Below are 14,810 nucleotides of genomic sequence, written 5' to 3' on the forward strand. Positions count from 1 at the left end.
CCCACATCATGCTGATCCCAAGCAGGTGTGTGCATGGTCGATCGTCCCTCCCGATCCCGTTCCGGTCCGGTCACCGCATCTGACGCCCGCACGGGCGGCGAGCGGTTGCCGGAGGCAGAGCGTTCCACGGCCGACGCCATTGCAGCCTTTGTGACGCAGGCGAAGGCCATGGCGCCGATGGCCCAGGGCACGCAAGGCCGCCTCGTCTTTGCCCTCGACGCCACCTTGAGCCGCCAGCCGACCTGGGACATGGCCTGCGCGCTCCAGGCCGACATGTTTCGCGAGGCCGCCGCCCTGGGCAGCCTCGACATCCGGCTGGTCTACTATCGTGGCTTCAACGAGTGCCGCGCCACCGGATGGATCTCCGACAGCGCCGAGCTGGCGCGCCTGATGGGCAAGATCGATTGCCGCGGCGGCAAGACCCAGATCAGCAAGGTTCTCGCCGAGGCGCGCCGCCACGCCACATCGGCCGGGATTCGTGCGGTCGTGTTCGTCGGTGACGCCATGGAGGAGAGCGTCGACGAGCTCTGTGCCAAGGCCGGTGAGCTCGGGCTGTTGAAGGTCCCATTGTTCATGTTCCAGGAAGGCAACGATGCGGTCGCGGAGCAGGCGTTTCGCGAGATGGCGCGATTATCCGGCGGCGCGTGGTGCCGCTTCGATCCAGGCGCCGCGGCGCAGTTGCGTGAGCTTCTGCGCGCCGCCGCGGCCTATGCCGCCGGCGGACGTGAGGCGCTGCTGCGCCTGGCCGCATTCGAAGGCGCGGCTGCGCATCTGCTCGGCCAGCTCAAATGAGGATCGGTTGCTGATCGCGGGGCTCACGGGCGCAGCCTGGCGATCATGCATTTTGTCCCGACAGGCTCTATATTCGCGCCATGACCCTGATCGCTGGCGCCGTTGCCGTCATTACCCTGTATCTTCTGCTGCAGATGTTCCGCGCCGCGAATCCGGCCCTGCTGGCCCGCGCCATCAAGATGGCCGGCGGTGTCGGCTGTCTCGCGATCGCCGCCTTCACCGGCATCCGCGGCGAGCTGGTGGTCGCGATCCCGATCGGGCTGTTCGGGGCAGGGCTGCTCGGCTGGTCGCCGGGCGGGCTCGGCCAGCTCGGCGGCATGTTCGGGATCGGCGGAGCACGATCGCAGGGGCAGAATTCGCGGGTGCGCTCGCAGTTCATCGAGATGATGCTCGATCACGACAGCGGCCAGCTGCAGGGCCGCTTCGTGGCCGGGCCCCATGCCGGCCGGTCGCTCGATCAGTTCGATCTGCCGCAGCTTGCGGCGATGATCCCGAGCCTGGATGCCGACAGCACGGCGCTACTTGAAACTTATCTGGACCGCCGGTTTCCCGCCTGGCGTCAGCACGCGCAAGGCGATGCGGCAGGGGGGCAGCGCCGCGCGGCGTCGAGCTCCAAAATGACGGAAGAGGAGGCCTATCAGATCCTTGGCCTGCAGCCGGGCGCGGGGCGCGACGAGATCGGGCGTGCCCACCGTGCGCTCATGAAGAAACTGCATCCCGACCAAGGGGGGTCGACGTATCTCGCCGCCCGGGTGAACGAGGCCAAGGATACTCTGCTTCGTACGCATCACGGCTAACTCCGGCAACGCCACCAACGCCACAACACCGAACCTGCTTCCATCACAGTCACGTCGACATCAGCGGCTCTCGGCTCTGTGAGGCGCGATCGTTCGACATGGTGAAAAAGTTCTAGCGGCAATTCCTTGACGAGTGGTTTGCGCGAGAGCCCTCGCTGCCGTGTCGTGCATGCGCAAAGAAAAAGGCCCGCGCGTGTGTCGCGCGGGCCTCATGTGCAGGGGATGTCGATCAGGTTAGTTGTGCACGGTCATGCAGGAGATGTCGGCGCGCTTCAGCTTCTTGCACACCGCTTCGGCCTGATCGCGATCGAGGCCGGCGAAGCGGGCGCGGATCAGCCTCTTGTCGCCTTTCGACACCGTCTCGGTGAAAGGATCGGCTTTGCTCAGCAGGCCCTGCGCCGAGCTGCGCGCGGCCTCGATGCGCTTCTGCGCCTCGGCCTCGCTGTCGAGCGCGCCGACCTGGATGATCCAGCCGCTGCGCGCCACGGCGGGGCGGGCCGGCAGTTCCTGGGCAGGGCTCGCCGAAGCGAGCTGGGTCGGCGCCGGCGATGATGGCTGAGCAGCAGGCGCTGCATAGGCCATCGCCTGGGACGAGGCGGGCGGCAGGCTCGAGGCCGGCAGCACGCCGAGAATGCCGTTGCCGGTGCCATGGCCCGCCGGCTGCGGCGGCATCTCAGGGCGGACGGCCTCGGCGCGAGCCATCGGCGGTGCCGGCTCGATCGCCTCGACGCGTTGCGCGAACGGCGCGGGAGCAGGGGCCACCGGCTGCGGGGCGGCCGTGGCGAGCTTGACGGCGCCGGCCTTGACCTGAACGGTCCTGACCTTCACCGGCTTCATCGGCTCGGTCGAGCCGGGAACGATCGACATCGGCTGGGTCTGGATCACGCCCGACGTCATCGGCGCGGGCTCGACCTTGGCCTCTTTCGGCGCCGCCGGCGGCAGCGCCGCGGTGGCTTCCGAGAGGGTCGAGATCAGCTTGGCAGCGCGGCTCGGGGCCGGAGTCTCCGGCGCGGCCGAGGCGAGCTGGACCGTGCCCTGGTCGTCGCCGGCGTCGGAATTGCCGCGCTCGCCGATCGCAGCGACAGTGCGCTTGGTCGCGCCCTTCTCGAGGTTCTCAGCCAGCAAATTGCGCATGATTGCGTCGCGCGAACCGCCACTGCGGCCGCCCAACACGACGCCGATCAGATGGCGGTTGCCGCGGCGCAGCGAGGTCACGAGATTGAACCCGGATGCGCGCGTGTAGCCGGTCTTGATGCCGTCGACGCCCTCGACGCTGCCGAGCAGGTGATTGTGGTTGCGGATCGACTGGCCGCGGAAATTGAAGACCTCGGTCGAGAAGTAGCGATAATAGCGGGGGAAGCGGTCCTGGATCGCGCGGCCGAGGATCGACTGGTCGCGCGCCGTCGTGATCTGCTCGTCGGCGGGTAGCCCTGAGGCATTGACGTAGGTGGTGCGGCTCATGCCCAACGAGCGCGCCTTGCGCGTCATCAGCTTGGCGAAATCGTCTTCGTCGCCGCCGATCGCCTCGGCGATGACCACCGCGGCGTCGTTGGCCGAGCGCGTCACCAGGCCCTTGATCGCGTCCTCGACGCGGATGGTCTGGCCGGGCCGAAGGCCGAGCTTGGTCGGCGACTGCTCTGAGGCATGCTCGGACACCGGCATTTCGGTGTCGAGCTTCATCTTGCCGGACTCCAGGCGCTCGAACAGCAGATAGAGCGTCATGATCTTGGTGAGCGAGGCAGGGTGCCGCAGCGCGTCCGGGTTGGTCGCGGTCAGGGTCGCGCCCGAATTGCCGTCGACGATGATCGAGGCGAATGCCGGGCTGTAGCTGCCCTCGTCGGCATGGGGAGAGTGACGCGCGTGGTGGTGCCGATGACGCCGGCGCGCTTCTGCGCTGTCCACCGTGACGACTGCCGCCACCGTGAGGGTGAGCAGCCCATAGACGCCAACCCGCAGCAGGCGCGAGGAAGCCAGGTTTTTGCGAAGCATGAAATCCCCGTCCAATTTCTGACGTGATCACCGGGAGTTGAGGCGAAATTGTGCCAAAACGCCCCCGTGATCTTTGCCTGTCGGACCTCCAGTTTGCGCCTCGACGCGGTCATGCATCGAAAGGCCCCAACTGAGGTTTTGTTAAGACGCTGTTTTAGAACAGCTTTACGGTTCGGCCGACGCTGGCCGGGACCCCAGGAGAGGTTAGGACGGTCGAGTTGCCAAAGGATTAAAGAAACCTTGCGCCGATGGCGGGGATTTCGGTCGAACTGGCCCGACTTGAAGCGATCCGAGGCTTTAGCAGATTGGGGCGCGCCTTAATGCCCGCGATGGTGCATTGCACAAGATTCTTGCTTCTTATTGTGCAGTGCATTATATTGGGACTGCGTCAGGGAGCCCGGCCTCCCTGGGGGTGATAAGTCAGGGAAAGGAATGCCACATGTTTAAGGTTGAAGACTTCCAGAATTACGGCAAGGAGCAGTTCGAGACCGTCGTGAATTCCGCGACCACGGTGCAGAACGGCCTCCATGCGATCGCCACCGCCTATGGCGACTACACCAAGAAATCCTTCGAGGACACCAAGTCGTTCGTCGAGAAGCTGCAGGGCGTGAAGTCGCTCGACAAGGTGCTCGAGGTCCAGACCGAGTTCGCCAAGTCCGCCTACGAGACCTTCGTCGCCGATTCGCAGAAGATCGCCGGCCTGTATTCGGATCTCGCCAAGCACGCGTTCAAGCCGCTCGAAGGCCTTGCTGCCAAGTTCACCCCGCCGGCCGCGCATTGATCGCAGCCACCGCGAGGTGACAGTCGAAAGCCCGGCTCGCGCCGGGCTTTTTTGTTGGGCGAAAATGATCGATGGCGTGAGTGCCGCCTTTATTTGGCGACGCGCAGCTTGGACAGCGAGGTTCCGATCGAGTTGAAGGTGGTCACGATCTGGGTCGAGCTCGTCAGCATGAAGAACTTGTCGGGGCTTGAGGCGCAGTTCTGCAGCACGGTCGACGTTGGATCGGCGGGCGACGAAGTGTTCACCTGGATCGTGTAGATCGTGTACATCGAATTGCCTTTGGCATCCTTGGTGTTCTTCAGGTTGGAGCACAGCAGGGCCTGCCGCGCGTCGATCGGGTTGCCGGAGGCCTGGCTCGAGCCGTTGCCGTATTCCGGCCAGCGATCTTCCGTGTTCAGGCCGTCCGACAGCAGGATGATGACGCGATTATACGTCGTGCTCGCGGCTTCCGCCGGAGCGCCCAGGACGCCGTTCGGGATCAGCGACTGCACGGCCCAGGCGAGGCCGATGGCCTGGTTGGTGCCGCCGGTCGGCTGCATCGCATTCACCGCGGTCTTCAGCGAGCTCCAATTGTAGCTGAGCGGAACGATCTGCGCGAGCTTGGTCGAGGCGCTGCTGCTGCAGTACTGGGTGTTGTTCTCCATGTGCTGGTTGGCCGGGAACAGCGTGGTCACGTCAGACGTGGACGGGGAGACTGCATTCGCGTCGTTCGGCTGGGTGCGGTCGGCGACGCAGCCCGTCCAGGTGCTCTTGGCATTGGCGACCCAGGTCTTGTTGTAGGTGTTCACCTTGCAGGTGTAGCCGCTCGTGCCTGACGTGCCCGTGCAGCTGCAGCTTTCATTGGCGCCGTTGCTGCACCTGCAGCTCGAGCCGGTGCAGTAGGTGACCACGGTCGAGGTCTTGGCGGTCGTCCAGCAGCCATTGTAGTAGCTGTGCGAGGCTGAATCGTAGCCCGGGCAGATCTGGCCCGCATTGGCGTCGCCGGTCTTCGGGATCGTCGAGACGCTGGAGCTGCCCGTGGTCGGGCCGCTGACGCAGCCAAAATAGGAGAAGCCGTTGCTGGATTTGAACGGGCAGGAGGATCCTGGTCCGATCATGTCCCACTGCGCCTGCGAGAAGCTGCCGTTCGGAATTGCGGCCTGATAGGAGCCGTTAGCGGGCTGAACGGTGGGCGGATTTTGCCAGTCGGTCCAATCCAGCCAGTTCTGGGAGTAATTGCTGTCGCCGACGTTGACGACCTTGGCGAAGGGAACGACCGAGATGTAGACGTCGCCGGGCGCCTTGGCGAGCGCGCTGAGCTGGTCGATCAGGCCGCCGCTGCCGGCGACCGCGTTCTGCAGGGCGGTCATCTTGTTGCTGGAGGCCATCGAGCCGGTGTTGTCGAGGGCGAGCGCGACGCGCATCTTCACGTCGCCCCAGGTCGTCGTCGCCTTGGTGCTGAAGTCCATCGTCGGGAAGCCGGCGAGCTTCATGAACTGGGTGACGATCTGCCCCGAGGCGGTCAGCTGGATGTTGGACGCCGTGGTGGTGGTCGGGGCGGTATAGCTGACGTTCACGGCGATGCCCTTGGCATCCGCACTGGTGTACAGCGCCTTGAAATAGGCCGATGCCTTCGTTGCAATGTCGGTCGAGCTGATCGTTCCCTGGGCCAGATCGCGCGACAGCATCAGCGCGGTCGAATCCAGCGCGGCCTGCATCGACGATCTCGCGGCGTTCGCCCGGCTGTAGTCGATGCCGGCGCCGACGAAGGCCAGAATCGGCAGCAGCGCGATCGCGAAGGTCACGGCGATATTGCCGCTGGTGTCGCGGACGAAGCGTCGCACGGTCTTGCGGCAGAAGCGGACGAAGGTCTCGGCGGTCATGTCGCTCACCAATGATGATTTTCCGCGGGCCATTTCGGGGCGGGTTCGTCAAGGGTGGGTAAATCGAAAGCTCGAAAAACCGAGCGAATACCGCGGTATGGCCGTCGCGCCGCCGCCGCCGCAGGTTCCCTGTCAATGCCCGGTGAATGGGCTTTGTAAAATGCGACCGGTTTGTTTAACCTTCGGCCTCATCGCCGGGGCAGGGAATCGGTCCTGCCGGAGCGTCCGTCCATTGATCGGATGCGCTTGCGGCAAACCGGCCGCTGACCCATATTCCTGGTGTCGGTCCAACCGGACCGGTCGGCTGGGACAGGCGATCTGGAACGCAGGACCGGGTGGCGGAAGCGGCCCGGTAGGGGACAGTGCGAGAAACCCTTTATTGGGAGCCTCGCAGCATTATCTAACGCGTGCAAGATGTCGCAGCCAAATTCCAGATTGAACCGATCCGCGCCTAGGATGAGCAATAACGACAATAAATCCGGTGGCACCGGCGGTCCGGCCACGTCCGTGATCACGAAGGTCAAGCCGAAGACCAAGCGCCCCAATCTCTATCGGGTCCTGATCCTCAACGACGATTACACGCCGATGGAGTTCGTCGTGCACGTCCTGGAGAAGTTCTTCAACAAGGACGTCGAGGCGGCGACCAAGATCATGCTCCACGTGCATCATCACGGCATCGGGGAGTGCGGCGTTTTCACCTACGAGATCGCCGAGACCAAGGTGACGCAGGTGATGGATTTCGCCCGCAAGCACCAGCATCCGCTGCAGTGTGTGATGGAAAAGAAATAGGGCGACGGTCGCAGGACGGGAGCCGGCAGGTCCCATGCTCTCCGCTGTCCGACCGGGACGGCTTGCTCTGCGCCATCGACTGAAACGCACAGGCGGAAACGTCGGGACGGGCGTTCCGGCCGGCAACCACCGGGGCAGCGGTCGCCCGGAGAACTACGGCCGGATCCCGCGCGTTTGAAAAGGTCTGCCGTTCGGTTGCCGAAGCCGGGTTTGCCGCAATCGGAACGGGTTTTGCATTGACGATCCGGTGAACCCGTAATCGAGACGCTCGGCCGGTCTTTTGTCGCACTCGGTTATAACTATATTTGACAAAGGTTGTTGTTGCCTGACCGGGCGGCGGCGATCATGATGGCAGGGGGCCACAGAGGACGCGCATGCCGACTTTTTCTCAAAGCCTTGAACAATCCCTGCATCGCGCGCTGGCGATCGCCAACGAGCGTCATCATCAATACGCGACATTGGAACATCTCCTTCTGTCCTTGATTGATGACAGCGACGCAGCGGCCGTGATGCGCGCGTGCAGCGTCGACCTCGACAAGCTGCGCGGCAGTCTCGTCAATTATCTCGAAACCGAGTTTGAAAATCTGGTCACGGACGGCAGCGACGACGCCAAGCCGACCGCAGGTTTCCAGCGCGTGATCCAGCGCGCGGTGATTCACGTTCAGTCGTCGGGCCGCGAAGAGGTGACCGGCGCCAACGTGCTGATCGCGATCTTCGCCGAGCGCGAGAGCCACGCTGCCTATTTCCTGCAAGAGCAGGACATGACGCGCTACGACGCCGTGAACTACATCAGCCACGGCATCGCCAAGCGCCCTGGTGTCTCCGAAGCCCGCCCGGTGCGCGGCGTCGACGAAGAGACCGAGACCAAGGGCAACGAGGACTCCAAGAAAAAGGGCGAGGCGCTGGAAACCTATTGCGTCAATCTCAACAAGAAGGCCCGCGACGGCAAGATCGATCCGGTCATCGGCCGCAACTCTGAAATCAACCGCGCGATCCAGGTGCTGTGTCGCCGGCAGAAGAACAACCCGCTGTTCGTCGGCGAAGCCGGTGTCGGCAAGACGGCCATCGCCGAAGGTCTCGCCAAGCGCATCGTCGACAGCGATGTGCCGGAGGTGCTGTCGGCTGCCACCGTGTTCTCGCTGGACATGGGCACCTTGCTCGCGGGCACGCGCTATCGCGGCGACTTCGAGGAGCGCCTGAAGCAGGTGCTGAAGGAGCTCGAGGCGCATCCGAACGCGATCCTGTTCATCGACGAGATCCACACCGTCATCGGTGCGGGTGCGACGTCGGGCGGGGCGATGGATGCTTCGAACCTGCTGAAGCCGGCGCTGGCCTCGGGCTCGATCCGCTGCATGGGCTCGACGACCTACAAGGAATATCGCCAGCACTTCGAGAAGGACCGTGCGCTGGTTCGCCGGTTCCAGAAGATCGACGTCAACGAGCCGTCGGTGGAAGATGCGATCGCGATCCTGAAGGGCCTGAAGCCTTACTTCGAGGACTATCACCGCCTGAAGTACACCAACGAGGCCATCGAGGCCGCGGTGCAGCTGTCGTCGCGCTACATCCACGACCGCAAGCTGCCGGACAAGGCGATCGACGTGATCGACGAGTCGGGCGCTGCGCAGATGCTGCTCGCCGAGAACAAGCGCAAGAAGACGATCGGCATCAAGGAGATCGAGACCACGATCGCCACGATGGCGCGCATCCCGCCGAAGAGCGTGTCGAAGGACGACGCCGAGGTGCTCAAGCATCTCGAGCAGACCCTGAAGCGCGTCGTGTTCGGCCAGGACAAGGCGATCGACTCGCTGTCGGCCTCGATCAAGCTGGCGCGTGCCGGCCTGCGCGAGCCGGAGAAGCCGATCGGCTGCTACCTGTTCTCGGGACCCACCGGCGTCGGCAAGACCGAGGTGGCCAAGCAGCTCGCCGCGACGCTCGGTGTCGAACTCCTGCGCTTCGACATGTCGGAGTACATGGAGCGGCACACGGTGTCGCGGCTGATCGGCGCACCTCCCGGCTATGTCGGCTTCGACCAGGGCGGCCTGCTGACCGATGGCGTCGACCAGCATCCGCATTGCGTGGTGCTGCTGGACGAGATCGAGAAGGCGCATCCTGATCTGTACAATGTGCTGCTGCAGATCATGGATCACGGCCGGCTCACCGACCACAACGGCAAGCAGGTCAACTTCCGCAACGTCATCCTGATCATGACGACGAATGCGGGTGCGGCTGATCTCGCCAAGCAGGCGTTCGGCTTCCACCGCTCGAAGCGGGAAGGCGACGACCACGAGGCGATCAACCGGCAGTTCGCGCCGGAATTCCGCAACCGCCTCGATGCCATCGTCTCGTTCGGCCACCTCTCGGTCGACGTGATCGGCATGGTCGTCGAGAAGTTCGTGCTGCAGCTCGAGGCCCAGTTGGCCGACCGCGACGTCACGATCGAGCTGTCGGAGCCCGCCAAGGCCTGGCTGATCCAGCACGGCTATGACGAGCAGATGGGTGCGCGACCGATGGGCCGCGTGATCCAGGAGCACATCAAGAAGCCGCTGGCCGACGAGGTGCTGTTCGGCAAGCTGAAGAGCGGCGGCCACGTCCGCGTGGTGCTCGTCAAGGACGAGTCGGGTGTGGACGAGAAGATCGGCTTCGAGTTCGTCGACGGCCCGGTCTCGCCGAAGTCGGAAGTGCCGGCCGCGCGCAAGCGCAAGCCGAAGTCCGGCGGCAGCGGCCCGAAGGGCCCGGCCCCGAAGGGACCGCTGGTCAAGGCGTAGCGCCTGGACCCTGGTCATGAATGTGAAAGGCCGGCCTCGTGCCGGCCTTTTCTTTTTGGGCGTTTTCTTTTGGGCCGTTTTGTTTCGGGGCGTTGTCTTCGCGGGCGTTTCTCGTTGATCGAGAGGCTCGCGCGCTTCGTCCGGCTTACGACGAAGGAGAGAAAGCGCGAACGCCGATCGCTTCGATCTCGATCAGGTAGCCGTGATGGAGTCCGGGCACGGGGATCACCGTGCGGGCCGGCTTCGCTTCTCCCAACATGTCGGCGTAGATCCGGTTGAAGGCTGGCCAGTGCTCGACGCCGGCGATGTAAGCGGTCATCCGCAGGACCCGTTCAGGCGGGCAGCCGGCCTCGGCCAGGATGGCCAGCGCGTTGGCGAGCGCCTGACGCACCTGCACCTCGAACGGCTGGCCGGCGGTGTGCGTGCCGTCGGGGCGCGCCCCGAGCTGGCCGGAGACAAACACCAGATCGCGCCACGCTGTGGCCTGAGCGTAATGCCCGGCCGGTGCCGGCGCGGCAGGGGTCGAAATGCGCGCGATGGGTTCGTTCGCGGAAATGGGGTCGTTCATGAAAGACTCTCCTCCCAGCCGTTGATGCGCGACCACACCGCGCCGACGCGGCCGGAGGCATCAAGAACGTGATAGCGGTCGTGCTGAGCGCCGGTGGCGCAGGCATGGTTCGGCAGGATGCGCACACGTGATCCGAGCGGCAGATCCGGCAGCGGAGCGTTCGAGCCGCGCCGCAGGGCGATGATGCCGTGCTCCTGGTTGGCATCGGCGACGATGAGATCCGGGTAGGGCTGTCCCGTGAGGTCGCAGACCACACCGTAGCCCTGGTCAACGGCCTGCTTGGCCGTGCCGCGATCGCGCGACATCGCCATCCAGCCGGCATCGATGATGATCCAGCCTTTGCGGCGTTGATGCCCGATCACGGTGGCGAGGACAGACAGCGCGATGTCCTCCATCGCGACGGCACCAACGCCCGCCTGATAGAGGTCGCCGAGCATGAAGACCCCGGCGCGTACCTCGGTCACTCCGGTGAGATCGCGGGCGTAGCGTGCGGTCGGGGTGGAGCCGACGCTGACCACGGGACAAGGCAGCCCCGCCGCGCGCAGGGCGTTCGCTGCCGTCACCGCTGCGAGGCGCTCGGCGTCTGCAGCGGATGTGAGCGCCGCAGGATCGTTCAGATTGTAGCTGTCGCCGGCGTGAAGCAGCACACCGCGCAAGACCGCGCCGCCGGACGTCACGCATCGCCCGATCGCCACGAGCATGTCGGTGTCTTCAGGCGCGACGCCGCTGCGGTGGCCGTCCGCGTCCACCTCGATCAGGACAGGAATCGCGTCGCCCATGCTGCGTGCATGCGCTGCGACGGCCTCCGCCTGTTCGAGACTGTCGATGATGACAGCGAGATCGACACCGCCGGCGCGGATCGCAGAAACGCGGGGAAGCTTCGCCGGGGCGATGCCCACCCCGTAGATCATGTCTCGGACGCCGCCTGCGGCGAAGTACTCGGCCTCGCGCAGCGTCGAGACCATCGCGGGTCCTTCCGGGGTCGTCATGGCGATGCGGGCGACATCGAGCGATTTCGCGGTCTTGAGGTGCGGCCGAAGGCCGACACCGAGACGCGTCAGGTGGTTGCGCATCCGGTCGATATTGGCCCGAACCTTGGCCTCGTCGAGCAGCAGGCAGGGCGTCTGCAGGGTCTCCAGCGTCACCTTCGTAGGGAGCGTAGGCGCGGTGGCGGCGGGGGCGTCCGCGATCATGTTGGTCCTTTCCGGGCGGGTGCTTGAGCCACAAAGCCACGGAGGGAGACAAATTGCCATTAACGAAAGCTGTTCTCTACGTTAAGCTTAGACTTAATGCTGACCACAGACGATCTGCGCTTCTTTGCTGCCGTCGCGGCCGCACCGTCGCTGGCGGCGGCGGCGCGCCACCTCAACGTGTCACCGCCTGCAGTGACCCAGCGGCTGCGCGCGCTGGAAGCGCGGCTGGGCGTGCGTCTGATGGACCGCACGGGACGCCGCATCATACTGACGGACGAGGGCGAACTGCTGGCCGAGCGCGGGCGCGACGTTCTCGATGGCCTGAGCGAGCTCGACGACGCGTTCGCCGAGCGACGCGGGCAGGTTACAGGGCATCTGCGTGTGATCGCGCCGCTCGGCTTTGGCCGCCGTCACGTGGCCCCGGTCGCCGCAGCGTTCCAGGCGGCGCATCCCCAGGTCAAGATCGACCTAGTCCTGTCGGACCGTCTGAGCGGCGTGCCTGCCAGCAGCTGGGACCTCGCCGTCCATGTCGGTGAGACGCAGATGGTGTCACCCAGCCTGATCGTGCGCAGCCTTGCCGCCAACGAGCGGATCCTCTGCGCGGCGCCAGCCTATCTCGATGGGCGTGGCATGCCGTCCACGCCGAGCGAGTTGCGGGCCCATGCCTGCATCGCGCTGCGCGAGAATGACGAGGACGTGACGCTGTGGCGCTTTCGACCACTCAATGGCGACGCAGAGGAACGCGTCCGCGTCGAGCCGAACCTGGCCAGCAACGACGGCGAGGTGATCCGCGGCTGGGCGCTGGCGGGCCGGGGGATCATCGTGCGTTCGGAATGGGACGTGGCCGCCGACCTCCGGGAGGGGAGGCTGATCCGGCTTCTGGAAGGATACGCGCTGCCTGCAGCCCCCGTCGTCGCACTGTTCGGATCGCGGCATCGGCAAGCGCGCGCCGCGCGGACCGGCCGGTTCTTCGACGCGCTCAGGAAAGCGCTGGACCCGATCCCATGGCGGAGCTTCGACGCGCCGACCCCGCCGTGAACTCCGCGATGGGAATGTAATCGAGAGGTCCGCCCTCTCAAGCCGGCTTGATGAAGAAGTACACCGTCAATCCGCAGCCGACCGCGATGATGAAGCGGCGCACATAGGCCGGTGGAATGATCTGACTGAGCCGGGCGCCGACGAAGCCGCCGAGCATGCCCGTGCACATCATCGTCAGCGTCTCCATCCAATGCACGCGGCCCGAAAACGCGAAGATGATCGAGGCCATGATGTTCATCAGCGCGGCCAGCCAGATCTTCAGGCCGTTCATGGCGCGGATGTCGCGCATCCCGTAGAACACCAGCGCTGCGAGCATCAGGATGCCGATGCCGCCGCCGAAATAGCCGCCATAGATCGCGATCACGAACTGTACGGCCTGGATGGTCAGCGGCCCGAGCCAGGGCTTGCCGTCCTTCGGTGTGAAGCGCATGCCGAAGGCGAACACGACCGTGGCGAACAGCAGCAGCCACGGCACGAGGCGGCTGAACGCCGCCGAAGGTGTCACCAGCAGCAGCACCGCGCCCAGCGTGCCGCCGATCAGGCTGATGACCGACAGCCGCACCAGATCGCGCCGCCACGACGCTTCGGCATCTCCCAGGATCTCACGGGAGGCAAATGCACTGACGAACTGACCGGGACAGAGCGCCACGGTACTGGAGGCGTTGGCGTCGATCGCGGGGATGCCGGCGGCGAGCAGGGTCGGGAAGGTCAGGAACGCGCCGCCGCCGGCGAGCGCATTGACGATTCCCGAGCCGAAAGCGGCAAGCGCGAGCAGAGCGAGCATGGTCCAATCGATCGTCACTGCCGCTACTCGCCCTTCAGTCGCTGGCCGTCATGGATGCGGACATGCTCGGCGCCGCGGGCGCCGGCCGGCGACAGCCTGAGCATGCTGAGGAAGGCGCCGACCAGCGCGAAGCCGACGCCGGTCAGCAGCGACAGCCGCGTGCCGCCGGAGGGATCGATCGCCAGGAACATCGCGACCAGCGCCGCGCCCGTGGTCTGGCCGAGCAGGCGGGCGGTGCCGAGCATGCCGCTGGCGCCGCCGGCGCGCTCGCGCGGCGCGGCTGCGATCATGGTGCGGTTGTTTGGGGTCTGGAACAGGCCGAAGCCGCAGCCCGCCAGCGCCATCCGCCACACGACGTCCCATGACGAGGGTTGCTGCGGCAGCAGGCCGAGCGCGCACAGGCCGGCCGCAAAGATCACGAGACCGATGCCGCCGAGCAGGCCGGCGGGAACGCGCTCCACGAGCCGTCCCGCGATCGGCGCGGTCAGTCCGACCGCGATCGGCCAGGGCGTGATCAGCAGGCCCATCTGCACCGGCGAGTAGCCGAAATGGCTTTCGAGATAGAACGGGATCGCGACGAAGGCGAGCATCTGGCCGCAGAACGAGGAGATCGAGGTCGCAATCGACAATGCGAAGACGGGGATGCGCAGCAGGTCGAGCGGCAGCAGCGGCGAGGCCATGTGGGTCTGGCGATAGACCAGCCACACCCCGGCGATGACGGCGACGACGAACTCGATGGCGCAGGTGACCAGCGCCTCGCCATGGCCGAGGCTGTCGACAGCCGCGATCAGAAAGCCGAACGTGACCGCGCTGAGCGCGGCGCTCTGCCAGTCGAACATGTGCGGCGCGCGCGGCGTATGCGGCAGGAAGCGGAAGCCGAACACGAAAGTGACGATGCCGAGCGGCACGTTGATCGCGAACAGCCAGGGCCAGCTGCCGACCGCGAGGATGCCGGCGGCGATGGTCGGCCCGACCGCCGCGGAGACCGCGACCACCATCGCATTGATGCCGATGCCGCGGCCGAGCAGCGCCTGCGGATAGGTGAAGCGAACCAGCGCCGAGTTCACGCTGAGAATGCCGGCGGCGCCGAAACCCTGCAGGATGCGTGCGAGCGTCAGCAGCAAGAGGTTGTCGGCCAGCGCACAGAACAAGGAGGCGGCCGTGAACAGCACGAGGCCGGCGAGATAGACGCGGCGATAGCCGATGATCTCGCCGAGCGAGGCCAGCGGCAGCAGCGAGATCGTGACCGCGAGCTGATAGCCGTTGACGATCCAGATCGAGAAAGCGGGGCTGGCGTTGAGATCGCGTGCGATGGTCGGCAGCGCCACATTGGCGATCGCGCCATCGACCACCGCGAGCACGATGCCCAGCGCGATCGTGACGATCGCCCAGGTCCGCTGCGGCAGCGGCAGGCCATCGGCATGCACCATCGTGGTCGTTGACGTCATCGCG

The 14,810-nt window shown here is 65.6% G+C and carries 12 protein-coding genes; 6 read left to right on the forward strand and 6 right to left on the reverse strand.

All coding sequences use genetic code 11. From position 1 onward, the window contains the following. Positions 1 to 33 precede the first annotated feature (33 nt). Together NLR35_RS05530 and NLR35_RS05535 are read left to right on the forward strand one after the other, a co-directional pair. The gene (locus tag NLR35_RS05530) at positions 34 to 792 is read left to right on the forward strand and encodes a VWA domain-containing protein (RefSeq protein ID WP_257165546.1); all 759 of its coding nucleotides are present in this window, start codon (positions 34 to 36) and stop codon (positions 790 to 792) included. 80 nt (positions 793 to 872) lie between these two features. Continuing rightward, on the forward strand, positions 873 to 1,589 hold the full coding sequence (locus NLR35_RS05535; protein ID WP_257165547.1) for a DnaJ domain-containing protein: 717 nt from the start codon (positions 873 to 875) through the stop codon (positions 1,587 to 1,589). 234 nt (positions 1,590 to 1,823) lie between these two features. On the opposite strand, the gene NLR35_RS05540 is transcribed toward NLR35_RS05535, so the two are convergent. Continuing rightward, entirely contained in the window at positions 1,824 to 3,578 is a 1,755-nt protein-coding gene (locus tag NLR35_RS05540; RefSeq protein ID WP_257165548.1) for a D-alanyl-D-alanine carboxypeptidase, read from the reverse strand. Positions 3,579 to 4,017: 439 nt separating this feature from the next. Between NLR35_RS05540 and NLR35_RS05545 the strand changes: the two genes are divergently transcribed. Then, positions 4,018 to 4,359 carry a phasin family protein gene (locus tag NLR35_RS05545; RefSeq protein ID WP_006611277.1) on the forward strand — a complete coding sequence of 114 codons (342 nt, stop codon included), beginning with the start codon at positions 4,018 to 4,020 and terminating at the stop codon, positions 4,357 to 4,359. Positions 4,360 to 4,448: 89 nt separating this feature from the next. Here the strand turns inward: NLR35_RS05545 and NLR35_RS05550 are convergent, their stop codons facing one another. After that, positions 4,449 to 6,221, reverse strand: coding sequence for a TadE/TadG family type IV pilus assembly protein (locus NLR35_RS05550; RefSeq protein ID WP_257165549.1), 1,773 nt, complete (start codon positions 6,219 to 6,221; stop codon positions 4,449 to 4,451). Between the two features lie 456 nt (positions 6,222 to 6,677). Between NLR35_RS05550 and clpS the strand changes: the two genes are divergently transcribed. Both clpS and clpA read left to right on the forward strand, forming a co-directional pair. Continuing rightward, a complete protein-coding gene (clpS, locus tag NLR35_RS05555) occupies positions 6,678 to 7,010 on the forward strand; it encodes an ATP-dependent Clp protease adapter ClpS (RefSeq protein ID WP_006611275.1) in 333 nt (110 codons plus the stop codon). A gap of 374 nt (positions 7,011 to 7,384) precedes the next feature. Continuing rightward, positions 7,385 to 9,775, forward strand: a complete 2,391-nt coding sequence (gene clpA, locus NLR35_RS05560; RefSeq protein WP_257165550.1) for an ATP-dependent Clp protease ATP-binding subunit ClpA — start codon at positions 7,385 to 7,387, stop codon at positions 9,773 to 9,775. Positions 9,776 to 9,920: 145 nt separating this feature from the next. Here the strand turns inward: clpA and NLR35_RS05565 are convergent, their stop codons facing one another. Both NLR35_RS05565 and NLR35_RS05570 read right to left on the reverse strand, forming a co-directional pair. Beyond that, on the reverse strand, positions 9,921 to 10,343 hold the full coding sequence (locus NLR35_RS05565; RefSeq protein WP_257165551.1) for a RidA family protein: 423 nt from the start codon (positions 10,341 to 10,343) through the stop codon (positions 9,921 to 9,923). Then, positions 10,340 to 11,536 (reverse strand): DSD1 family PLP-dependent enzyme, encoded by a 1,197-nt coding sequence (locus tag NLR35_RS05570; RefSeq protein ID WP_257165552.1) that lies wholly within the window; start codon positions 11,534 to 11,536, stop codon positions 10,340 to 10,342. Before NLR35_RS05570 ends, NLR35_RS05565 begins: the two co-directional genes overlap by 4 nt. A gap of 96 nt (positions 11,537 to 11,632) precedes the next feature. On the opposite strand from NLR35_RS05570, the gene NLR35_RS05575 reads away from it, so the two are divergent. Beyond that, complete coding sequence (locus NLR35_RS05575) at positions 11,633 to 12,574, forward strand: LysR substrate-binding domain-containing protein (RefSeq protein WP_257165553.1); 942 nt, start codon at positions 11,633 to 11,635, stop codon at positions 12,572 to 12,574. 37 nt (positions 12,575 to 12,611) lie between these two features. Here the strand turns inward: NLR35_RS05575 and NLR35_RS05580 are convergent, their stop codons facing one another. Together NLR35_RS05580 and NLR35_RS05585 are read right to left on the reverse strand one after the other, a co-directional pair. Further along, entirely contained in the window at positions 12,612 to 13,358 is a 747-nt protein-coding gene (locus NLR35_RS05580) for a sulfite exporter TauE/SafE family protein (protein WP_306577283.1), read from the reverse strand. Between the two features lie 23 nt (positions 13,359 to 13,381). Continuing rightward, positions 13,382 to 14,806 carry an MFS transporter gene (locus NLR35_RS05585; protein ID WP_257165555.1) on the reverse strand — a complete coding sequence of 475 codons (1,425 nt, stop codon included), beginning with the start codon at positions 14,804 to 14,806 and terminating at the stop codon, positions 13,382 to 13,384. Positions 14,807 to 14,810: the final 4 nt, after the last annotated feature.

The organism is Bradyrhizobium sp. SRS-191 (assembly GCF_024586915.1).
GTDB lineage: Bacteria > Pseudomonadota > Alphaproteobacteria > Rhizobiales > Xanthobacteraceae > Bradyrhizobium.

Coding starts and splice junctions, on each gene's coding strand:
- NLR35_RS05530 (WP_257165546.1), top strand. CDS start 34: ATGGTCGATCGTCCCTCCCGATCCCGTTCCGGTCCGGTCACCGCATCT.
- NLR35_RS05535 (WP_257165547.1), top strand. CDS start 873: ATGACCCTGATCGCTGGCGCCGTTGCCGTCATTACCCTGTATCTTCTG.
- NLR35_RS05540 (WP_257165548.1), bottom strand. CDS start 3,578: ATGCTTCGCAAAAACCTGGCTTCCTCGCGCCTGCTGCGGGTTGGCGTC.
- NLR35_RS05545 (WP_006611277.1), top strand. CDS start 4,018: ATGTTTAAGGTTGAAGACTTCCAGAATTACGGCAAGGAGCAGTTCGAG.
- NLR35_RS05550 (WP_257165549.1), bottom strand. CDS start 6,221: ATGACCGCCGAGACCTTCGTCCGCTTCTGCCGCAAGACCGTGCGACGC.
- clpS (WP_006611275.1), top strand. CDS start 6,678: ATGAGCAATAACGACAATAAATCCGGTGGCACCGGCGGTCCGGCCACG.
- clpA (WP_257165550.1), top strand. CDS start 7,385: ATGCCGACTTTTTCTCAAAGCCTTGAACAATCCCTGCATCGCGCGCTG.
- NLR35_RS05565 (WP_257165551.1), bottom strand. CDS start 10,343: ATGAACGACCCCATTTCCGCGAACGAACCCATCGCGCGCATTTCGACC.
- NLR35_RS05570 (WP_257165552.1), bottom strand. CDS start 11,536: ATGATCGCGGACGCCCCCGCCGCCACCGCGCCTACGCTCCCTACGAAG.
- NLR35_RS05575 (WP_257165553.1), top strand. CDS start 11,633: ATGCTGACCACAGACGATCTGCGCTTCTTTGCTGCCGTCGCGGCCGCA.
- NLR35_RS05580 (WP_306577283.1), bottom strand. CDS start 13,358: ATGCTCGCTCTGCTCGCGCTTGCCGCTTTCGGCTCGGGAATCGTCAAT.
- NLR35_RS05585 (WP_257165555.1), bottom strand. CDS start 14,806: ATGACGTCAACGACCACGATGGTGCATGCCGATGGCCTGCCGCTGCCG.